The sequence below is a fragment of the Enterococcus sp. DIV0901a genome (genome assembly GCF_051711525.1).
GTDB lineage: Bacteria > Bacillota > Bacilli > Lactobacillales > Enterococcaceae > Enterococcus_B > Enterococcus_B faecium.
Window position 1 is genome coordinate 440,001 of sequence record NZ_JBIOMW010000001.1, and the last position, 22,385, is coordinate 462,385.

The following is a 22,385-nucleotide window of genomic DNA, read 5'->3' on the forward strand; positions in this document are numbered from 1 at the left end:
CCGCCTAGATATTTGGTACCGCTATGGACAACGATATCAGAACCGAGATCTAAAGGTCTTTGAAAATAAGGAGTAGCAAATGTATTGTCAGCAATAACTATCAATCCATGTTGATGAGCCAGAGTGGCACTTTTTTCTAAATCAGTAATCTTTAGAAGCGGATTGCTAGGTGTTTCAAGATAAAGTGCTTTTGTATTGGGTTTGATGGATTGTTCTATTTTATCAAGATTACTCGTATCTATGATCGTGTACTCGAGACCATTTTTAGTAAGAACTTTGTCAAATAGACGGAATGTTCCTCCATAGACATCATCTCCTAATAAGATATGATCGCCAGCTTGAAAAAGAGAAAAAACGGCATGAATCCCAGAAAGACCAGAAGAAAAAGCGAATCCTCGAACACCGCCTTCCAAATCAGCAATCAGTTCTTCCAATGCAAAACGAGTAGGATTACCAGATCTTGAATATTCATATTGTTTAGGCTGGCCGACGCCATCTTGCCGATAAGTGGATGTTTGATAAATAGGTACACTGACAGCTCCTGTTGTGGGATCTTCACTGATGCCTCCGTGGATCAATTTTGTTTGAATGTGCATGTTTCTTTCCTCCTATAAGTAAATGTTTTTTGATAAATAGCGGTCTGCTGCGTCTGGAAAAATCGTAACGACACGATGACCAGGTGGTAAACGACGAATTTCTCTTAATGCTGCTGCAAAAGCCGCACCACTCGAACTTCCAACTAATAGTCCTTGTTCTCGTGCTAACTGCCTAGTATGGTTAAACCCTTCTACATCAGAGATTGTCTCGATCTGATTGATTGAAAGGGGAGAAAGAAACGGCGGAATGAATTCTACACCGATACCCTCAATTTCGTGAGGGGCTGGATCACCACCATTTAACACAGAGCCCTCTGGTTCTACACCGATTATTCGAATGTCGGGATATTTTTCTTTCAAAAAGGTAGAAGTTCCAGCAAAGGTTCCACCACTCCCAATTCCTGCTACAAAACTATGGATATTTTCTTTGATTTCATGAAAGATTTCTGGCCCTAACGTATGATAGTAAGCAGCAGGATTATCTTTATTTTCAAATTGAAGAGGCAGATAGCTGTTTGATATCTCCTCTGCAAGTTTTTTACTTTTGCTGATGGCACCGATGATTCCTTGCTCACTAGGAGAATGGATGATCTTTGCTCCCAATGCTTTCATCAATTGTTGTTTTTCTAAGCTAAACTTCTCTGGAACAACAAAAACCGTTCTTAATTTGTATGTGAGTGCGGCCAGAGCGATCCCAATTCCTGTATTTCCGGCAGTTGGTTCGATGATCGTCGTTTTTTCATTGATTTTTCCTTGGGCAAATCCTTCTTTGATCAAATAACTGCCCAATCTATCTTTGATACTTCCTCCAGGATTTAAATATTCTAGTTTTGCATAAATAGCAGAACCTTTAGGCATAGAATAGTGCTGATTGTCAAAGCGATAAAGCGGTGTGGAACCAATAGCTTCTGTAATTGTCGAGATAATCATATGGGCCTCCTAAAAAAGATAATAAAAAAAGGAGCTGACTATTAAATCAGCTCCTTGAAAGACATAGAGAAAAATTGAGTAGATAAAAAGATAAGTTACCTGGTACTCATTCTATGAAGGGCAATTAATAGACATGACAAATAGTATGCTGCTTTTATGCACCATACAACAGCAACGATTCAATTGTTTTTGGTTGCTGACTGTCATGTGTATCCCTCCAAGTAAAATTTTTATTAACGATAGCATGAAAAAAAATAAAAGTCAAAGGCTTGAAAGAAAAAAATATTTCGATAGCATCGTTTACCCGTGTTTATTTTTCTGACAAATAGGCATGAGACCTTAAAAGATAGAGAATACTCTAGTTTTCTGGCCGGTTGTCTGATACAATAAAGTTGATTATGATAAAGAAAAGAAGGAGCAAAAATAATGATCTCAGCAAGTGATTTAAGAGCCGGTATGACTTTCGTACAAGACGGCAAACTGATTAAAGTTCTGGATGCAAGCCACCATAAACCTGGTAAAGGAAATACAGTTATGCGTATGAAACTGAAAGATGTCCGTTCAGGTGCAACATACGACACAACGTTCAGACCAGAAGAAAAATTTGAAAAAGCACATATCGACACAAAACCTGTACAATATTTGTACACGATGGATGATACAGCTTTCTTCATGGATTTGGAAACATATGAGCAATATGAAATTCCTGTAGAAACAGTAGAAGAAGAAATGAAATATATCCTAGAAAACATGGAAGTAAAAATCCAATTCTTCGGTAGCGAAGTCATCGGCGTTCAATTACCAACAACTGTCGTATTACGTGTTGTGGAAACACAACCTTCCATCAAAGGTGCAACAGTCACTGGTTCAGGTAAACCAGCGACAATGGAAACTGGCTTAGTAGTCAATGTTCCTGACTTCATCGAAACAGATGAATTGTTGGAAATCAATACAGCAGAAGGTTCTTATGTAAAACGTGCATCAAAATAATGAGCTGACGAATTGATAAGAAGTTGAAAAACATAGCTTGACCTCTTGAAAAGTGGATCATCGGATCTGCCTTTCAAGAGGTTTTTTTGTGGAATCAGCAAATTGAAAAATAAAAAAGTATTTGATTTTATTTATATTTTGAAAGATGAATGGCAAAAGCTAGAGAAAGAAGAAACTGCACTTATTTATGAAGAAATTGAAATGATTCATAAAATTGAAAATATCCGAACTATTCCGAACTATATTGAAGCGAAAATATTTTTTCATCACTAAATAGTGTTGAATTTATGTTTTTATGTATAAATAGCTTCTAATAGTTCGGGTATTTTGTTTTTATAACCATTTTTATTCTTATTTTTTAAAAAATATTTCGAAATATACTAGACAATTCAGAAAATTTTGTTTAATATTATTCCAATAAAATTCAAATCTTTATCAAATGAAATTCCAATAAAAACGGAAAAAAAGTGAAAAGAGGAATGAAAAAATGACAGAATTGATAATTGGCGGAGTCACAGCAAGCACATTGGCAGAAAAGTATAAGACACCTCTGTATGTGTATGATGAAGAAAAGATGAGACAAACGATGCTGTCATTCAAGCGAGGCTTTGTATCGAAACGTTTTGATACAAAAGTACTTTACGCCTCTAAAGCATTCCAAACGATTGAGATGCTGCATTTAGTTCGTGAATATGGATTCGGGCTAGATGTTGTCAGTGGTGGGGAAATCTATACCGCTTTGCAAGCTGATTTTCCTAGAGATACTATCTACTTCCATGGTAACAACAAGACGCCAGAGGAACTGATCTATGCACTTGAAAATGATTTGTTGCATATTGTTGCCGATAATTTGATGGAAGTTGAATTATTAGCAGAATTAAGCCAACGCTATTTAAAAAAAATCTGTATCATGCTTCGGTTGAATGTCGGAGTAGAAGCACATACTCATGAATATATCGTCACTGCGCATATTGATTCAAAATTCGGCATGAGCTATGAAAGTAAAGAGTGCCAACAAGCCCTTCAGTTGATAAAAGAAAGCAGCTATCTAGAGTTAGAAGGATTTCATGCTCATATCGGGTCACAAATTTTTGATGTTATTGCTTGGTTAGCTGAAATCGACAAATTGACGAATTACTTAACCGATTTTGACCAACCTCTTTCCTTGAATCTTGGCGGAGGGTTTGGGATTCGTTATACACAAAATGATCAGCCAATCCCAGTCGAAGAGGCACTAAAAAAACTGATTGAATATACGGAAGAAGCTTTGGAAAAACGAAAACTGACCATTCGTCAATTACTGATTGAACCGGGTAGAAGTATTGTTGGAGAAGCTGGTACAACACTATACACGATTGGTTTCATCAAAAAGACACCACATAAAAAATATTACTTTGTAGATGGCGGGATGACAGATAATATCCGTCCAGCTCTGTATCAGGCAGAATACGATTGTGATTTAGCAGCAAAACTGTCGGAAGAAAAAACAGAGAAAGTGACGATTGCAGGAAAAATGTGTGAATCAGGCGATGTGGTAATTAAAGAAGCTTATTTGCCGAAAGCAGAATCGGGTGATCTTTTAGCTGTTTATTCCACGGGAGCTTATGGATACTCGATGAGCAGCAACTACAATCGAGCGACACGACCAGCAGTTGTTTTTGTCAATAATGGCCAATCAAGACTGATTGTTCGCAGACAAGCATTTTCTGATCTACTAAGGGGGGAAGTTTCCTATGATCCTTCATAAATATAATGGCTGCGGAAATGATTTTATCTTATTAGATTACGCAGAAGACACAGATTATAGTCAATTAGCCGCTTCTTTATGCACAAAAGAAAAATATGATACAGACGGATTGATCGCCGTAAAAATCGATCCGTTGGAAATGATCTATTACAACAAAGATGGCAGCCGCGCGCCGATGTGCGGAAATGGCATTCGCTGTTTTGCTCGATACGTAAATGATCAGAACATGATGAATGAACAGGAATTCAACGTAGAGACATTAGCAGGCACAAGAAAAATTACGGTGTTGGATCCCTCACCTTTTTATTGCAGCGTAGATATGGGAGTGCCAGATGATTCTCCGGAAAAAATCAAAGCTAATCAAACTTATCCAATAAAAAACCAGGAAATAGAGATCAATGGTGAAAAAGTAACGATCACTAGTTTATTTTTAGGAACGATTCATACCGTTGTTTTTGTTGAAAACGCGCGTGAGGAAGTCTGGAGAAAAAGAGGTGAACTGATCTGTCATCATCCTTTGTTCAAAGAAAAAACCAATGTCAACTTTGTAGAAGTAGTCAATGAACAAGAATTGATCGTCCGTACCTATGAAAGAGGAGTAGGTTGGACACTTGCTTGCGGTACAGGTTGCTGTGCCTCTTATGTAGTTGCTAAGGAAACTGGGAAAATTTCAGCAGATCAGGTAGTTGTTCACTTGGAACAAGGAGACTTGATGATCTCTGGTGAGGATACGATACAAATGGCTGGCCCAGCAGTTCATGAATGGACAAGAATATTGGAGGAATGAAGATGATAAAAGGTTCGATCGTGGCGCTGATCACGCCGATGAATGAAGAGGGATCAGTAGATTATGCTGGTTTGGAAAAATTGATCCAATTCCATTTAGATGAACAAACAGACGGATTATTAGTTTTAGGTACAACAGGAGAATCTTCTACGCTCACACAATCTGAGGAGGAGCAGATCCTTCAACTGACAGTAAAGAAAGTGGCTGGCCGTGTGCCGGTGATTGCAGGAGCTGGAACGAATAATACAAAAGAAACGATTGAAAAAGCGAAGCATTTTGCTTCTTTGGGGGCAGACGCACTTTTGGTCATCACCCCTTACTACAACAAAACAAGTGACGCAGGACTAGCTGCTCATTTTACAGCAATTGCAGAAGCCTCACCGATTCCGCTTATTTTGTATAATGTTCCTTCTAGAACAGGCATGTCGATTCCAATTCATGTATTAGTAAATTTAGCAGAACATCCTAATATCATTGGTTTGAAAGAAGCCTCAGGAGATATGGCTTATGTGATGGATGCCGCTCGGTTGATTGGAGAAGAATTCTTCCTTTACAGTGGAAATGATGATTTGATCCTACCAGTAATGAGTGTAGGAGGAAGCGGTGTAATAAGTGTATGGGCGAATATCCAACCTAAAATAGTCCATGAATTAGTAAAAGATACGCAGGACGGAAGATGGCAGCAAGCAAAAGAAAAGCAATTAAATGCACTTGAACTGATCCATGCCTTGTTCAGTGAGACCAATCCTATTCCTGTCAAAGCAGCCATGTCATTATTAGACTTACCTTCCGGACCTCTACGCCTGCCTTTAGTTTCTCTTTCAAAAGAGAAAAAGAAACAATTAGCTCAGCTTTTGCTAAGGGAAAGGACGGTTGAAAAATGAAAATCGGACTGATTGGCAGTGGACAGATGGGAAATAGAGTCGAAGAAGTTGCACAAGAAAGAGGAGATACGGTCCTTCTTTTACGGACGGCACCTAAAGAAGCAACTACGCTTGCTTTTACGGAACTGCCAGAACTGCTTATTGATTTTTCTCATCCAGATAATTTAGAGAAAATCCTTTCGTATAGCTTATCATATCAACTTCCGTTAGTCATTGGCACGACAGGTTATACACAATCACAGTTCCAAGAAATAAAAGAACATGCCAAACATGTACCTGTGATGTATAGTGCTAATTTTTCGTTCGGCATCATGGTGATGAATCAACTAATCAAGCAAGCAGCTGCAATGTTGCAAGGCTGGCAGATCGAACTGATTGAAAAACATCATAGTCGTAAAAAAGATGCACCATCTGGTACTGCAAATATGCTGCTTCAAACAATCCAAGAAGTGCAAAAGCTGCAGCCCGTATACAACTGGCAAGGGAAAAAAAGAGAAGAAAACCAAATTGGTGTACACAGTATTCGTGCAGGTTCTTTACCTGGTGAACATGATGTATTGTTTGCTGCTACTGATGAAATATTTACGATCAAACATGAATCTTTTTCTAATCGAATCTTTGCTGCAGGCGCAGTAGAAGCAGCGGACTGGTTGAAAGATCAGTCACCAGGTTATTACAAATTAGAAGATTTATTAATGGACAAAGGGGTGTAAAAAACATGGAAGCTCAAGAAATCATCCGCTACATTCAAACGGCATCTAAAAAGACGCCTGTGAAAGTCTATCTGAATGTAACCGAGCCAATCGAATTTAAAGAAAGTAAAGTTTTTGGTGAAGGAAGCAGCTTCGTTGTTTTTGGTGACTATGAGACGATTGCTCCGGTTTTAGAAGCTGAATCAGAAAAAATCATTGAAATCGAAATCGAAACTGCTGCAAGATACAGCGCAGTTCCTTTGCTAGATATTAAAAAAATTAATGCTCGTATCGAACCAGGTGCTATTATCAGAGATCAAGTGTCAATCGGCAACAATGCCGTGATCATGATGGGAGCGATTATCAATATTGGTGCAGTAATCGGTGAAAACACGATGATTGATATGGGTGCTGTCTTAGGTGGACGAGCGACAGTGGGCAAAAACTGCCATATTGGTGCAGGAGCTGTCTTAGCAGGTGTGATCGAACCAGCATCGGCCAAACCGGTTATCGTAGAAGACGGCGTACTGGTAGGTGCGAATGCAGTGATTGTTGAAGGTGTCCATATCGGAAAAGATGCAGTCGTGGCAGCAGGAGCAGTGGTTTTAGAAGATGTGGCAGCAGGCACTGTTGTCGGTGGAATACCTGCACGTGTATTAAAAATAAGTGATGATCAGACAAAAGAAAATACAGCATTGATTGCTGCGTTACGCGAATTATAGAGGAGATGGAGAAAAATGCGCGAAATAGATACCTGTATTGTGGGGGCAACCGGATTAGTCGGCCAAACGATGCTCAAAGTGTTAGAAGAATATGATTTTCCAGTAGGACGATTGAAATTATTAGCTTCAAAACGTTCAGCCGGTAAAGTTTGTGTATTCAAGAAAAAGAAACACACTGTACAGGAATTGACAGAAACTTCATTTGAAGGATATGATTTAGCGCTATTTTCTGCAGGTGCTTCTGTATCCAAAGAGTTTGCGCCAATCGCACGAAGTCAGGGACTATTTGTCATAGATAATTCCTCAGCATGGCGGGAAGATTCGGATATTCCATTAATCGTTCCAGAGGTCAATCTGGAAGACTATACATTGAATCGGCTGATTGCAAATCCAAATTGTTCAACCATTCAAGCGGTACTTCCACTTAAAGCTTTACAAGAAGCCTTTGGTATCCAGCGAGTCAATTATTCGACCTATCAAGCAGTTTCTGGTTCCGGGCAAAAAGGCATTGAAGATCTTCATCGTACGCAAAATGACGAGGAACCAGTTTTGTATCCTTATAATATTAGCCAAACGGTGATTCCGGAAATCGATCAGCCTTTGGAAAATGGGTATACAAAAGAAGAACAGAAAATGATAAATGAGACCCGTAAGATTCTGCATCAGCCTGCTTTGCCAGTATCAGCAACCTGCGTACGTGTGCCAATCGAAAATGGACATGGAGTCTCTGTGGCAGTTCAACTGCAAAAAGAGTTTACGACGGAAGAAATTAGAGAGTGTCTCAGCCAGTTTCCAGGGATTCAATTAGAAGATGATCTAGCAGCACATAAATATCCGACGAGCATTCTTGCTAGAGGAACAGATATGGTTTATGTTGGGAGGATCAGAAAAGACACTTCTTTAGAGAACGGATTGTTGTTCTATACGACTGCCGATAACATACGCAAAGGAGCCGCTGCGAATGCCGTACAGATTGCTGCAGCTTTAATGCAGAAAATAGCGGAGGTGGCAAGATGAGTAATACGCTGAAAGTAGCGAAATTCGGCGGAACATCGATGTCTCATGAAGAGCAATTCAAAAAAGTCCGTACAATTGTTCTTTCAGATCCCAATCGCCAAGTGATCGTTGTTTCTGCTTTAGGCAAACGTACGTCAGATGATGACAAAGTAACAGACTTACTTTATTTGATTTATGCTTACCTTCAGCATCATGTTGATTGGACACCCCTTTGGAAAAGGATTTGTGATCGTTTCATTCAAGTAAGAGATGTTCTTGCCCTGCAGTTACCTATTGAAGATGAACTAGCACGCATACAGAAACAACTGGAAGACGAAAAGATAACTGAAGATTATTTAGTAAGTAGAGGTGAATATCTGACTGCTCAACTGATGGCTGAGTATCTTGGTTACCAGTTTATTGACGCAAAAGACCTGATTTTCTTTGACTATGATGGGAAAATCGATCAGGAAAAAACAGCACAGGAAATCACAAAAGCATTTAAAAGATATCCGAAAATGGTTGTTCCAGGGTTTTACGGGGCGAACCCTGCAGGAAAAGAAAAATTATTGGGCCGTGGGGGAAGCGACATTACCGGCGCGATACTGGCGAAGATGTTGCAAGCGGAAAGTTATGAGAATTGGACGGATGTTTCAGGAATCATGATGGCTGATCCGCGAATCATCGATCATCCTAAAATCATCGAGGAAATCTCTTTTAGAGAACTGAGAGAGATGGCTTATATGGGGGCTAACGTTCTTCATGAAGCAGCTGTTTTCCCAGTTCAAGAGGCTGATATCCCCATCCAAATAAAAAATACCAATGATCCTTTCGCTCAAGGGACAAAAATATCGAATCACGAAATAGAAAAGGAAAATGGACTGACAGGAATAGCTGGACGCAAGGATTTTCTTTCCATCACTTTATTCAAACGTCATATGTCCGATGAAATCGGGTTTATCTGGAAAGCAATGAGCATTTTTGCTAAACATGAGATATCAATCGAACATATTCCTTCAGGGATCGACAATATCGGAGTGATCGTCTCAGCAGAAGCGATTGCCGATAAATTATTTCTCATCACGAAAGAATTAAAAGAAACACTTGGCGTGGAAGAAATCGTCGTGATTGAAGACTTAGCTTTGATCTCTGTCGTTGGCGGACCGCATAAAGAATTGATCGGTTTATCTGGAAAAGTGTTATCGATATTGAACAAATTAGAAATTCGCACATCGATCTTATCACAAGGAGCACAGGAGTTGAATCTGATCATCGGTGTACCGAATAATCAATATGAAACAGTAGTGAAGGGTATCTATGAAGGGATGGTGAATACGGATGCTGAAAGAATATCGAATGGCACTCCATCAAATTCCTGAAATCGGATTTCATGAATTCAAGACAAAAAAATATTTATATGAACAAGTAAAAAACAGCGGGGCCGTTATCCATGAAATCGGCGAAACAGGACTACTCCTTTATTTTGATAATCAACAAGAAGAAACGATTGCTTTTCGAACAGATATCGATGCACTGCCAGTCAAAGAAGAAACGAATCTCTCTTTTGCTTCTAAGCATGAAGGGTATATGCATGCATGTGGTCATGACGGACATATGGCGATGCTTTTAGGGTTGACTGACTTTATAACTAAACACATTGAGGATCTTATTTATAATGTAGTACTGATCTATCAGCCATCAGAAGAAATTTCCGGTGGCGCACAAAGCGTTATTCAGTCAGGATTGTTGGATAAATATGAAGTACAAGCAATATTTGGCTTTCATCTATGGCCTGGACTAGCTAAGGGAGAAGTTTTCTCTCGACCAGGACCTTTGATGGCACAAAGCAGTGAAACAGACATTATCATTAAAGGCCAGTCTGCACATATTGCTTCTAGTGAAAAAGGAATCGATAGTCTGGAGGCAGCTGTACGATTTTTGAAGAATGTTTATGATTTTGACCGGCAATTACCGGCAGAGTGGAATCATCTAATGAAATTTGGCCAAATCCAAGGTGGAACGATCCGAAATGTTTTAGCTGGAGAAGTTATTGTATCCGGAAGTATCCGTTCTTACAGTTCAGATATGCAAAATTATTTGAAGAGGGGATTAGACCATTTAGCAGAACAGTTTCACTCTACAGCTACTATTTCTTTTCACTATAATGACGGCTATCCAGCTGTAATCAACCATAGAGGCTTATATGCAGCACTGCTAGATTCAAACAAACTACATGAATTAGATGCTCCAGTTCTTCAAGCCGAAGATTTTGGCATATATACGCAACAATATCCATGTGTATTTTTCTTTTTAGGTGTCGGTGATACCCCTGCTTTACATGATCCGACGTTCGATTTTGATATGGATGTTTTAGAAAATGGTGTAGAATGGTACAAAACGATTCTTTTTACAGAAAATCTTCTTGTAAAAATCGATAGCAGTTCAAAAGAGGAGCGAGTAAATAATGATGAATTTATCCAATCGATTTAGTCCCAGGCTTTCTAGAATAGAAGTATCAAAAATACGACAATTCGATCAGCAAATATCTTCGATACCAGATGTGATCAAACTTACCCTGGGAGAACCGGATTTTCCAACTCCCGAGCATGTCAAACAAGCCGGAATAGCAGCGATTGAAGAAGACTTTTCTCACTATACCGGAATGAGAGGACTGGAGGAACTGCGGGAAGCTGCTTGTATGTTTCAGCAGCAGCGTTATGGACTAACTTATGATCCGCAAACGGAAGTTTTGACGACGGTTGGTGCAACGGAAGCGATTGCCTCTGCATTGTTATCTGTTTTGGAAGAAGGAGACAAGGTTCTTATTCCAGCGCCTGCTTATTCAGGATATCAGCCATTAGTGGAACTAGCTGGTGCTGAATTGATCCCGATAGATACTTCTGACACAGGGTTTGTCTGTCAGCCGGAACAATTTGAACGAGCATTTGAACAATATGGATCAGCTGTCAAAGCAGTCATTTTAAACTATCCTAACAATCCTACTGGGACGACATTGTCTGCAAAACAATTGAAAGCAATCGCTGAGGTTTTAAAAAAATATCCGGTATTTGTTATAAGTGATGAAGTATATGCTGAATTGACTTATAGTGGAACGCATATGTCCATAGCTACTTATCTTCCAGAACAAACAATCGTGATAAGCGGGTTATCCAAGTCACATGCGATGACTGGTTGGCGAGTGGGCTTTATTTTTGCTCAAAAAGCCCTTATTGACGAACTAATTAAAGTCCATCAATATCTGGTGACTGCCGCTACAACGATGGCGCAAAAAGCTGCGGCTGAAGCGCTAATAAATGGGGTGAAAGATAGCGAGAATATGAAAGAGCAATATCAAACACGAAGAGACTATCTGGTCCAGCAATTGGCGCCTTTAGGATTTGAAGTGACCCAGCCAAACGGTGCATTTTACTTGTTTTGCAAACTCCCAGCTGCCATTCAAACTGACTCTTGGCAGTTTTGTGTAGAATTAGCGGAACAGGCAAAAGTTGCGTGTATCCCAGGAATTGCATTTGGCCCAGAAGGAGAAGGTTATATCCGGATTTCTTATGCTAGCAGCATGGAAAAATTACATGAGGCCTGCAAACGGATCAAAGACTTTTTAACAGAACAGTGATTCATAGATTTTATCAAAAAAAACAATCGTTAATTTTGCGGTATATTCTGCAAGGAGACGATTGTTTTTTAAATTTAGTTCAAATGAACGCGTTTCTTTTGATTCATAACTAATGTAATGTTAAGTTTAAATTGTTTAGAATGATTTTAAAAGAATATTCAAGGAGGTTTCATCAATGGAAAAAATCAAAGTTGTCATTGTAGGTGCATCTCATGGAGGGCATCAATCGATCTTGGAACTATTGACACGATACGGTGAAAATGTAGATATCACGCTATTTGAAGCAGGAGACTATATTTCCTTCATGTCATGTGGTATGGAGCTGTATTTAGAAGACAAGGTAACAGATGTAAATGATGTACGTAATTTCAGACCAGAAAACTTTCCGCAATCCAATGTTCATATTTTAAATAATCACGAAGTAAAAACGATCGATGCCGATAAAAAAACAGTAACGGTTACTAGCGCATCAGATAACGAAACAAAAGAATATCCTTATGACAAATTGATTTTGAGTTCTGGTGTCAAACCAAACAATCTGCCAGTACCAGGAGCAGATCTAGAAAATGTCTACTTGATGCGTGGATACAATTGGGCAACCAAAATCAAAGAAAAATTAAATGATCCGGCTATTAAAAAAATCGCTGTCGTAGGTGCGGGTTACATTGGGATCGAAGCAGCAGAAGCAAGCCGAAAAGCTGGGAAAGAAGTCGTATTGCTTGATGTGATCGATAGACCTTTAGGCACTTATTTAGATGCTGAGATGACAGATATTTTAGAACAACACCTAAATGAAAACGGTATTGAAGTTTTGACAAATGCAAAAATCGAAGCTTTTACTGGTAACGGAAAAGTTGAGGCAATCAAAACAAGTGAAAAAGAAATCCCAGCAGATCTAGTCATTCAAGCTGCCGGTGTGAAGGCAAATACAGAATGGTTAAAAGGGATCGTCGACTTAGATGAACGTGGCTGGATCCAAACAAATGAATACTTGCAAACGAATCTTCCAGATGTGTATGCAGTAGGAGATGCTACACTTGCTTATTCTATCCCAGCACGCAAAAAAATGCCGATCGCTTTAGCGACTGTTGCACGTAGAGAAGCACGTTATGTAGTAAAACATCTTTTTGAAGAAGTACCAAACAAACCGTTCGGCGGAGTCGTAGGTTCCTCTGCATTAAGTGTCTTTGACTATCATTTTGCAGCAAGCGGATTGAATAGCTTTACAGCAGCAAAAGCAGGAGTAGATGTACGAGTGTCTTATTATGAAGATACGTTAAGACCAAAATATGTACCAGAAGAACAAGGAAATCCAAAAGTGTCCATCCAATTATTCTCGGATCCAATGACCCATCAATTGCTAGGAGGAGCAGTATTATCTACCTATGATGTTACAGGTCAAGGAAATGTATTGGCACTAGCGATCCAAAACAAACTGACTTTAGAAGAACTAGCAGAAGCTGACTTCTTCTTCCAGCCAGGCTTTGACCGACAATGGAGCATGTTGAATCTAGCCGCTCAACAAGCGTTAGGAGAAGAACCATTTGTAGAATAAGAAAACGAAATATTTGAAAAGAGGTTGTGAAAAAGCTGCCTTGCATCAAGTAATAAGAACAGCCAAGTAAAAACAGCTTCTTATGTTTTTAACTTGGCTGGACTTATTACCGCAGATGCAAGCTTTTGAACACCGTTTATTTTCAAAAAAGGGACTGTGACACGATTTGTGTACCGACCCCCAAAAGTTAGACCAAAAAATCTAACTTTTGGAGGTCGGTATTTTTTATGGTTAAATATACTTTTGAACTTAAATTAAAGATCGTTCATGATTATTTGGATGGCAAAGGCGATTGGACCGTAAAAATCCAGATCAAGAGATTGAAGCGGAAATGCTTAAAATTCGGGAGAAGCACAAGGATTATGGCTGTTTACGGATGACCAATGAACTAAGAAACCGCGGTTTCTCTATCAATAAAAAGAAAGTTCAGCGCTTGATCAAGAAGCTAGGAATAAAAGTAACGGCATACACGCGTAAATCACGTCGCTACAATTCTTATCGAGGAAAAGTTGGAGCAGTAGCCAAAAATCGGATCCATCGTCGTTTCTACACCAGTATCTGCCATCAGAAAATCACGACGGATACAACTGAATTTAAATACCATGAAGTGGATGCCAAAGGCATTATCCGTCAAAAGAAATTGTATCTAGATCCTTTTATGGATATGTTCAATAGTGAGATTTTATCCTATCGTATCTCTGAAAAGCCCAATGCATTAGCGGTAATGGAAGGTTTGGAGGAAGCTATCCAGACCACTAACGATTGTCCCTATCGTCGTACGTTTCACTCAGATCAAGGTTGGGCGTATCAAATGAAAGCTTATAGAAACAAATTGAAGGAGTACAAAATCTTTCAAAGCATGTCTCGGAAAGGGAACTGCTTAGATAATTCACTTATGGAGAATTTTTTTGGCTTATTAAAACAAGAGATTTTTCACGGGAAAGTTTATAACTGTTTCGAGGAATTAAAATCAGCCATCGATAGCTATATCTATTACTACAATAATGAACGGATAAAACAGAAATTAAACTGGCAAAGTCTCGTCCAATTTCGTAAAACAACCGTAACGGTTGTGTAAAAATATCATTTTAGAGCATGAAAAAAAGGAGTGGATTTCTCCACTCCAAAAAAGTCTAACTTTTGGGGGTCACTACAGTGTCACAGTCCTTTTTTTAGTAAAAGGATACATTTCTTCCTTGTATATTCCATGCGTGTTCGTGAGAAAGCATATATAATTTAATTAACAGATAGTTAGGGGGAGAAAAAATGATTTTTTCAATTACAATGAAACTGGTATTCGGGTTGATCGGTTTATTATTAGTGGTACGTTTGCTTGGGAAGAAATCCATGTCAGAAATCACACCGTTTGATTTAGTCTATACGCTTGTTTTAGGTGGGATCTTAGAAGAATCAACCTATGATGACAATGTCCATGTAGGGCATGTCCTATTTGCCATTGCGCTTTGGGCAGTAATGATTTATGGTATCGAACGTATCGTCCAAAGAAATGAAAAGGTCAATCGTTGGGTCAAAGGCGAGCCATCTGTTCTAATCAAAGACGGCGTCATCAACATGACAGAGTTGACAAATAACCATATCGAGATGGAGCAGTTGCGAGCAATCTTAAGACAGCAGGAATGCTTTTCTCTTGAAAATGCCAAACATGTTATCCTAGAGAATGCCGGTCAAATGAGTGTATTGAAAAAATCAGATGAAGACAAAGCTTTATCGATCCTGCTTGTAGATGAAGGGCAAATTCAGCATAAAGTGCTTCAGTCCAATCAATTGACTGAATCATGGCTTATGGAGAACTTGAAGAAAGAAGGCTATGCAGATGTAAAACAGCTGATTTATGTTGAATGGTCAGAAGAAAAAGGGCTCTACATACTAAATAAAGAAGACGTCATGCATGAATCTTACCGAATAGATGGATAGACAGAGGTTGTGAAATCAGCGCCTTGGATTGTTACTCAAAACTAAGCGACTTTTTCACAACCTCTGATATCTAATATACGTTGTTCCAGAAGTTGCTTCTTCGAAAAATAAGCCAAAATTCCACAAAAATTTAAGAAGCAATTTTCGAAAAATCCTTTCTTATTTTTTGAAGTTGATCACTTCTGTCACAACCTCTCATGTCACAAACCATTTTTTTGTTTCCTTTAACTCAATATACCGTACGTCTTCCCACAATATCGGCTGATGGTCAATCATAAAGTAATCTTCATAGGCTTCACCAATGAAGTGCCCTTCGACCTCATCCAAGAGTCTTCCAAATTCATCTTTTAAATTGAGCTGAATGATTACTGCTTTACGAGATAAAAAGGCTTCTGTCAGTATACTATCGATTTCTTGCAATGTCATTTGTTGTTTAGGAAGAGGCTGTTTGCGTGCTTCTTCTTCATTTTTTTTGATACCGTTGACTAGTTCTTCCATCGCAAAAGCAGTCCCCCATTTTAATCCAAATGGCCGATCTCGATACTCGTTATAGTCAATGAATTTTTTTGCTGTCCGTCTCATCTTTTCCACCTTCTAATCCACTCATACCACCTGCATGCCCGCCAACGAGAGAACTACGTGCGATGGCGCGTCCTCCTTGCAAGAGACTATGCGCATGGATGATTGATTGAAAGCCGTATTTTTTTCTAATCGTATCGACAACAAAATCAACTTTCGCTTCATTTATCTGCTTTTCAGGATCTTCAAAAAGGTTAAGCTGTAAACCTGTCGCGTATACGAGGTCGGAACAGTTCACGCCTACACGCCGAATATCCTGGTAGTGGTAATGCTGGTGGAAAATGGTCAATAAAGCATCTGCTAGATCTCTGCTAGCATTTGTCGCTTCGATTTTCATTTGCTGGTGAAACCCGGTCTTGCCATTTGGATCAAGATAGCCTAAAGAGTATCCTACCCATAAGCTGACTACTTGTGTTTTTGCTGCAGATCGTCTCAAGCGAGTGCCGACTTGATCGGCCATTTCTTTGATAACGATCTCGATTTCTTCTCGTCTTGTATAATCTCTATCTAGGATTTGACTATTTCCGATACTTTTTGATTTTGGTGTATATTCTTGTCCCAAAAAACTTCGATCGATCCCCCAAGCATGGGCATAAAGCTGAGTACCGATGACCCCTAGCTTGCTTTTCAAGTGATAATAATCCGCGTGAGCTAAATCATAAACAGAATGTATACCCATTTGTTTCAGACGTTTTGCTGTTCGTTTGCCGATTCCCCAAAAGTCAGTGATATCTGAGATTTTCCATAACTTTTCTGGTACATCTTCATAACGCCATTCAGCAAACATTTGCTTTCCGTCTTTTGAGCCATTGTCTAAGGCTAGTTTAGCAAGTAGCGGGTTATCGCCAATTCCTATAGTCGTGTAGATTCCGGTCTGCTTAAACACATCTTTATGGATCAGTTTAGCCATGTCGTACGCATTTGTTTTACCAAAGAGTGCCATGCTATTTGTTACATCAAGGAAGCTTTCATCGACGGAATAGACATGATGGTTCGCTTCGTCTGCATATTTTTTATAGATAGAATTGATTTCTCTGTTCTTTTCCATATAATAGGCCATCCTTGGGGCAACAATATATAAATCACTTGGATAGGGGAAGGGAAGATCTCTGGCACGGCTGATATTGGTGATGCCGTAAGCTTTTTTTGCTGCAGGACTGGAAGCCAAGATTAATCCGCTACCCCGTGTTTCTGTCGAATCGGACGGATAGGACATGACTACTAATTTAGTTGTAAGGGGATCAAGATCCTTTTCAACGCACTCTACGGAGGCGTAAAAAGATTTGCAGTCAATACATAAAATATCTCTTGAAGGTTCTTTTTCATAAACAAATACCGGATTTTGATTCGCCCACATAACAATCACCTCTTCAACACAATTAGAACACATGTTCTCTTTCCGTGTCAATAAAAAACAGCAATTTTCAAATACGAGCAAAAGGCTCACATTTGGAAATTGCTGAGAGGTTATTTTTATCTATTTGTTTTTAGCTGAGATCGTTGATTTTTTTATCAAACATGAACAGCTTCTGGATCGATCTTTGTTGTCCCATTTCCAATGTGTGCAACATAAAATTCCGGAGCATAGCCGACAACTTTCATGTATTCATCATAGACATTGTTTTTGAAGGCAGGTATATTTTCTTCTTTGACAAGAGCAATCGCACAGCCACCAAATCCAGCTCCTGTCATTCGTGCACCTAAGACACCTTCTTGTTTTTGAGCAGCATCTACTAGTGTATCTAATTCGATCCCAGTTACTTCATAATCATAGCGAAGAGAGTGGTGAGAATCATTTAACAGTTGACCAAATGCTTCTAAGTTCCCAGCTTCTAATTCAGCTTTTGCCTTCAAAGTCCGCTGATTTTCAGAAACGGCATGGCGAGCTCTGCGTATCAATGTATCATCGCCGATTTGGTCAATAGTTGATTCAAATTCTTCTTCATCTAAGTCTCCTAAAGAAGAGATAGGCAAAGTTTTTTGCAAACGTGCCAAGGCTTCTTCGCATTCGCTGCGACGTTCATTGTATTTTGAATCTGCCAATTCCCGCCGCTTATTCGTATTCATGATGACGATTGCATAACCATCTAGTTTCACTGGGACCATTTCGTATTTCAGCGTATTTGTATCTAATAAGATTGCATGATCTAGCTCACCGAAGCCGATGGCAAACTGATCCATGATACCTGAATTGACACCGATGAATTCATTTTCTACTTTTTTACCTGTTTGGACTAGTTCCAAGCGATCTGTTTTTAAATCAAACAGATCTTCTAATACAACACCTACCAATAATTCTAATGAAGCGCTACTGGAAAGTCCTGCACCATTAGGGATTGTTCCTTCCACTAACAACTCAAACCCATGATCGATTGAGTGTCCAGCTTCTTTTAATTTAAGGACCATTCCTTTTACGTAATTTGCCCAGTTTGCTTTTTTATCATATTCTAGCTCATCTAAAGTAAAACTAATGACACCGATATCGTCAAAGTTTGTGGAATAAACTAATATTTTATTATCGTCTCGAGGTGCTGCTACACCTTGCGTTCCATAAGTGATGGAAGCGGGGAAGACATGGCCTCCATTGTAATCTGTGTGTTCACCAATCAAATTGATGCGTCCTGGTGAGAAGTATTGTGTAGTTTTTTTAGGTCCGAATGTTTCGGCAAATTTTGTATTTAAGCTTCTTTTGATTTCCATGATGAGTTATTCCTTTCTTGTTTTGATTTTGAATTCTGTCACTGTTTCAAATACTGATCCGGCTTTTAAATGAATCGAACCAAATGCTGAGAAGCGCTCTGCACCTGGAGCTGTTTGAGTCTCAAATGTGATGCCACCATGATGTGCCAGTTTTCGGTTGCGCATTTCTGGTGTTTCTGTGCCGAAATTTGCAGTGAAAATAACCACACTAGAAGCATCTGTAGCAATATCTACTTGGATTCTTTTATCGGGGCTAGTCAAGCGAGCGGCTTCTTTATCCAAGCCGGTTTCTTTTAAGAAAAATGGATGATCGATTCCGTCAACAAGATTTTTTTGATCCAAATCACTAGCAAAAACGGACGCTAATTTTTTAGGTATTTGAAAATCGAAAGCACTTCCTGCAGCATTTTCTTTTACCCCTATAGGAATACTATCTGTTCGCAAAGGAGCATAAGCTTCGCTATTGAGCCAAAGCTCATGTTGATCGATTGACTGAGAAGCATCTCCCGTCAAGTTGAAGTAAACATGATTTGTCGGATTGAATAAAGTATCTTGGTCACTGGTGCCGCGAGAGGTCACTCGCCAGATATTATCTTGTGTCAAAGTATAGCGGATTTCCACATCCATTGTACCTGGAAAACCATGTTCTCCGTCGGGACTTGTAGTAGTAAAAATGACAGAAGCTTCATTTTCGCCATTCAAAATGACATAAGACCATTTTTTTAATTCAAATCCAGGAGCACCACCATGCAGATTATGTCCAGTTTTTGGATCTGTGGCTAATTGGTAAGTTTTTCCATTGAGAGAAAAGCGGCCATTTTCGATTCTCCCTGCGGTGCGACCGATAGAAGCACCGATATACGGATCTTTTTCGATATATTCTTCAGCGGTGTCAAATCCCAAAACTAATTCTCGATCATTTGATTTTAAACTGACGATTCTAGCACCTAAATCAGAGATAGAAAGTGCTAGCTTGTTTTTGTTCTCCAAGGTTATCAAGTGATAACCTTGGCCAAAATCTTTTTCTGTAATCTTCATTTTCAAGATCCTTTCTTAATGGGAAGGAACTACTGCATCGTGAAGTTCATCTTCCATTGTATCAGCTGGAGCCAATTTGTTTTCCAATTCCTCAACGATTTGTGCATGTTTTTTCTCTGTCAATGTAATCTTCCAAGCAAAAATAATAGCGGAGAAAATCATCAAAGCAGCAGGAGCATAGAATGCATAAGCTTTGAAAGTCGTTACGCCATGAGCAGTGATATCAGCAGCAGTAGCATTACCAGTCATCCCAGAAGCGATAGCGACAAACCCTACGATCCCGTTAGACAAAGCACCAGCGATTTTATCTAGTAAAGGGCGAATTGATAGAGTAACAGCTTCGTTACGGATACCATTTTTCCATTGACCATATTCAACAGAGTCTGTGATCGTCATCAAAGCGGATAAGAAAATTAATTGTTGAGGGAAGTAGAACAATACTAGCCCGATGATAACGATTGGCAAACTTGAACCTGCGATCGTAAAGAAAAAGTAAGAAGAAATCATCATTGCGATCCCTCCAAGGTAAACGTAGCGACGAGAGATGACGCGTGTAAGCATTGGGAATAGTGGAACAGCTACTAAACCAAGTAAGGCAGCAACTAGACCAACGATCCAAAATTCAGTTGGTTGGCCAAGTACATATTTGAAGAAGTAGAATAATACGGCAGTTGTTGCTACATTGGCAATCGCATAAGCGATATAAGCAAGGGCAAGCCACATCAACTGATCATTTTGAGCAACTGCTTTGAACACATCTTTGATCCCAGCTTTTTCATTTTGCTGACGGATCGCAGTATCGACTTCTTTTGTGCCCAAGGCAGTGATAATCGCAGTACCGCCTGAAATCACAGCAGCAATCACACCGAACCAGAACCAGCCTGAAGCGCCTTCAATATGTTTATGAGTAACAAGATAGGTAAAGAAAGTAACGATAGGGACAACGACTAGAGTAGTACCATTTGCACCTAGAGAAGAGCCGAAACGAGCAAACGTAGCAAATTTTTCACGTTCCTTTGTTTCCGTACTCAAAGCTGGAATCATTGACCAAAAAGCGATATCCTTAAATGAATAAAAACTATCCAATAAGATGAAAACGATTGCAAACAATATGATAAATAAAGTCGTATTATGAGTAGCTAAGCCAAAGAAATTGGTAAAGATTGCTACCAAGAGTACGGAACTAACAACGCCGCCGATAACTAACCATGGTTTGAATTTACCGTATTTTGTACGAGTATTATCGATGATGCCACCAATCAAAGGATCAAAAATAATTTCAACTAAGCGGATACCTACAACTAAGCTTGTAACTGTAGCAATCATTTTTGCATTCGTTGCCTTATCTGTTCCTGCGAACATCTGGCTTGTCACGAATACCATAAAATAAGTGCTTAATGTAACATAGAATGTGTCGTGTCCAAAAGCGCCTAAAGCGTAGGACACACGTTGGATCATTTTGCTTTTCATAATCTGTATTCCTCTCCTGTTCAATATATAATACTAAGTAAACCGGTTACAACGAATAACAAAGATCTTTTAATGACTTAAACTTAACAAGAAATCGCTTCCTTTTTAATATATTTCTGTGACTTTTATTTAACTTTTTGTTGCATTATACTAAAGAAGTAAGGAGGGATAGACGTGGAGCAATCGATTTTTTTAAAAAAGGAACATCAACAAGTAGAAAAAGAATTGTATTTTGATTTTTGTGGTTTCTCTAAAACGATGCCGTTTCATTCTTTTGGTCCTGCTATTCGCAATGATTACATCCTGCATGTCGTGATGGAAGGCAAAGGATCTTATCATGTGAAAAATCAACAATTCCAATTGAAAAAAGGTGATCTGTTCTTGATTCGTCCAGGAGACTCGACGTTTTACTTATCAGATGGAGAAGATCCGTGGATGTATTGCTGGCTTTCATTTGGTGGGAGTGCTGCAGAAGAAATCATTCGGCAGTCGCTTTTCAGAGAAGACCAATACACGATGGTCTCTTCTGACATACAAAAATATATCGACATTATTTTAGAATGCATGAAAGATACGGAAGAAACCTTGGAAAATGAATTACAGTTAACAGCATTAACCTACCGTTTTTTATCAGTCCTTTTAAAAGATGGCGGAAAGGTCAGCGGTGGTGTACAAAAGGTTCACTCCTCTTTAGCTGTTGAGACAGTCAAATACATCGAGGCACATTATGCTGAAAAATTGTCTGTTGAGGAAATCGCCCAGCATTTAGCGGTCAATCGGAGCCATTTGTCGCGAGTATTCAAAAATCATATGGGTACCAGTATCAAGGAATATTTGATCGGGGTACGGATCAATCGAGGGGCGTTTCTTCTTTCTCTGACGGATGAATCCGTGGAAAGTATTGCCTATCAAGTAGGGTTCAATAGTCTAGTCGTATTTAGCCGAATGTTCAAAAAGAGTACCGGAGAAACGGCTACGAACTATCGTAAACGTATGAAAAACGAAAATTTTAAGAATATTGCTTTGGATACCTTGAAAAAACAGTTGGAAAAACAAACCGCAGTTTCTTGGACAACCTGATTAGTCTGGTTAAAATGACAAGCATCGGCAAAAGAAACTTGTGGCGGTTA

General features: G+C 39.2%; 21 protein-coding genes and 1 pseudogene (1 of these 22 only partly in view). 15 read left to right on the forward strand and 7 right to left on the reverse strand.

Features of this window, described 5'->3' with window-relative positions:
* A protein-coding gene (locus IGL70_RS02095) for a cystathionine gamma-synthase (RefSeq protein WP_002289438.1) crosses the window boundary here: on the reverse strand, positions 1-596 show its 5' portion. It extends 550 nt beyond the left edge of the window; only the first 596 of its 1,146 coding nucleotides appear in the window; it begins with the start codon at positions 594-596; its stop codon lies off the left edge, out of view.
* Between the two features lie 12 nt (positions 597-608).
* A complete protein-coding gene (locus IGL70_RS02100; protein ID WP_002297881.1) occupies positions 609-1,526 on the reverse strand; it encodes a PLP-dependent cysteine synthase family protein in 918 nt (305 codons plus the stop codon).
* 426 nt (positions 1,527-1,952) lie between these two features.
* On the opposite strand from IGL70_RS02100, the gene efp reads away from it, so the two are divergent.
* The 14 genes and pseudogenes from efp (at position 1,953) to IGL70_RS02170 (ending at position 15,468) form a co-directional block, all read left to right on the forward strand.
* Entirely contained in the window at positions 1,953-2,516 is a 564-nt protein-coding gene (gene efp, locus IGL70_RS02105; protein ID WP_002289434.1) for an elongation factor P, read from the forward strand.
* Positions 2,517-2,618: 102 nt separating this feature from the next.
* Positions 2,619-2,789 (forward strand): hypothetical protein, encoded by a 171-nt coding sequence (locus IGL70_RS02110; protein ID WP_002294348.1) that lies wholly within the window; start codon positions 2,619-2,621, stop codon positions 2,787-2,789.
* A 214-nt stretch (positions 2,790-3,003) separates the two neighbouring features.
* Positions 3,004-4,263 carry a diaminopimelate decarboxylase gene (lysA, locus tag IGL70_RS02115; RefSeq protein ID WP_002327651.1) on the forward strand — a complete coding sequence of 420 codons (1,260 nt, stop codon included), beginning with the start codon at positions 3,004-3,006 and terminating at the stop codon, positions 4,261-4,263.
* Positions 4,250-5,050 (forward strand): diaminopimelate epimerase, encoded by an 801-nt coding sequence (dapF, locus tag IGL70_RS02120; protein WP_104873693.1) that lies wholly within the window; start codon positions 4,250-4,252, stop codon positions 5,048-5,050. The genes lysA and dapF overlap by 14 nt, the downstream gene beginning before the upstream one ends.
* Before the next feature lie 2 nt (positions 5,051-5,052).
* Positions 5,053-5,934 carry a 4-hydroxy-tetrahydrodipicolinate synthase gene (gene dapA, locus IGL70_RS02125; protein WP_104857804.1) on the forward strand — a complete coding sequence of 294 codons (882 nt, stop codon included), beginning with the start codon at positions 5,053-5,055 and terminating at the stop codon, positions 5,932-5,934.
* Positions 5,931-6,647: a 4-hydroxy-tetrahydrodipicolinate reductase gene (dapB, locus tag IGL70_RS02130; protein WP_002286877.1), complete on the forward strand. Its 717-nt coding sequence runs from the start codon at positions 5,931-5,933 to the stop codon at positions 6,645-6,647. The genes dapA and dapB overlap by 4 nt, the downstream gene beginning before the upstream one ends.
* A 5-nt stretch (positions 6,648-6,652) precedes the next feature.
* Positions 6,653-7,348, forward strand: coding sequence for a 2,3,4,5-tetrahydropyridine-2,6-dicarboxylate N-acetyltransferase (gene dapD, locus IGL70_RS02135; RefSeq protein WP_002301230.1), 696 nt, complete (start codon positions 6,653-6,655; stop codon positions 7,346-7,348).
* A gap of 15 nt (positions 7,349-7,363) precedes the next feature.
* Positions 7,364-8,365 carry an aspartate-semialdehyde dehydrogenase gene (locus IGL70_RS02140; RefSeq protein WP_002286873.1) on the forward strand — a complete coding sequence of 334 codons (1,002 nt, stop codon included), beginning with the start codon at positions 7,364-7,366 and terminating at the stop codon, positions 8,363-8,365.
* Positions 8,366-8,373: 8 nt separating this feature from the next.
* A complete protein-coding gene (locus IGL70_RS02145) occupies positions 8,374-9,723 on the forward strand; it encodes an aspartate kinase (protein WP_002304192.1) in 1,350 nt (449 codons plus the stop codon).
* Positions 9,683-10,834: a M20 family metallopeptidase gene (locus IGL70_RS02150; protein WP_002297890.1), complete on the forward strand. Its 1,152-nt coding sequence runs from the start codon at positions 9,683-9,685 to the stop codon at positions 10,832-10,834. Before IGL70_RS02145 ends, IGL70_RS02150 begins: the two co-directional genes overlap by 41 nt.
* On the forward strand, positions 10,809-11,978 hold the full coding sequence (locus tag IGL70_RS02155) for a pyridoxal phosphate-dependent aminotransferase (RefSeq protein WP_002331672.1): 1,170 nt from the start codon (positions 10,809-10,811) through the stop codon (positions 11,976-11,978). The genes IGL70_RS02150 and IGL70_RS02155 overlap by 26 nt, the downstream gene beginning before the upstream one ends.
* 175 nt (positions 11,979-12,153) lie before the next feature.
* A complete protein-coding gene (locus IGL70_RS02160; RefSeq protein ID WP_002286868.1) occupies positions 12,154-13,533 on the forward strand; it encodes an FAD-dependent oxidoreductase in 1,380 nt (459 codons plus the stop codon).
* A gap of 280 nt (positions 13,534-13,813) precedes the next feature.
* Positions 13,814-14,611 (forward strand): annotated as a pseudogene (locus IGL70_RS02165) (IS3 family transposase); the annotation flags it as partial.
* Between the two features lie 188 nt (positions 14,612-14,799).
* The gene (locus IGL70_RS02170) at positions 14,800-15,468 is read left to right on the forward strand and encodes a DUF421 domain-containing protein (protein WP_002297894.1); all 669 of its coding nucleotides are present in this window, start codon (positions 14,800-14,802) and stop codon (positions 15,466-15,468) included.
* 195 nt (positions 15,469-15,663) lie between these two features.
* On the opposite strand, the gene IGL70_RS02175 is transcribed toward IGL70_RS02170, so the two are convergent.
* From IGL70_RS02175 to IGL70_RS02195, 5 genes are all read right to left on the reverse strand, one after another.
* Entirely contained in the window at positions 15,664-16,050 is a 387-nt protein-coding gene (locus IGL70_RS02175; RefSeq protein WP_002293692.1) for a hypothetical protein, read from the reverse strand.
* On the reverse strand, positions 16,022-17,404 hold the full coding sequence (locus IGL70_RS02180; protein ID WP_002323727.1) for a Y-family DNA polymerase: 1,383 nt from the start codon (positions 17,402-17,404) through the stop codon (positions 16,022-16,024). The genes IGL70_RS02175 and IGL70_RS02180 overlap by 29 nt, the downstream gene beginning before the upstream one ends.
* Positions 17,405-17,559: 155 nt before the next feature.
* Entirely contained in the window at positions 17,560-18,747 is a 1,188-nt protein-coding gene (locus tag IGL70_RS02185) for a galactokinase (protein ID WP_002286858.1), read from the reverse strand.
* Positions 18,748-18,753: 6 nt separating this feature from the next.
* Positions 18,754-19,785 carry an aldose epimerase family protein gene (locus IGL70_RS02190; protein WP_002331671.1) on the reverse strand — a complete coding sequence of 344 codons (1,032 nt, stop codon included), beginning with the start codon at positions 19,783-19,785 and terminating at the stop codon, positions 18,754-18,756.
* 15 nt (positions 19,786-19,800) lie between these two features.
* Entirely contained in the window at positions 19,801-21,255 is a 1,455-nt protein-coding gene (locus tag IGL70_RS02195) for a glycoside-pentoside-hexuronide (GPH):cation symporter (RefSeq protein WP_002293689.1), read from the reverse strand.
* A gap of 174 nt (positions 21,256-21,429) precedes the next feature.
* On the opposite strand from IGL70_RS02195, the gene IGL70_RS02200 reads away from it, so the two are divergent.
* Positions 21,430-22,335, forward strand: coding sequence for an AraC family transcriptional regulator (locus IGL70_RS02200; protein WP_002286852.1), 906 nt, complete (start codon positions 21,430-21,432; stop codon positions 22,333-22,335).
* Positions 22,336-22,385: the final 50 nt, after the last annotated feature.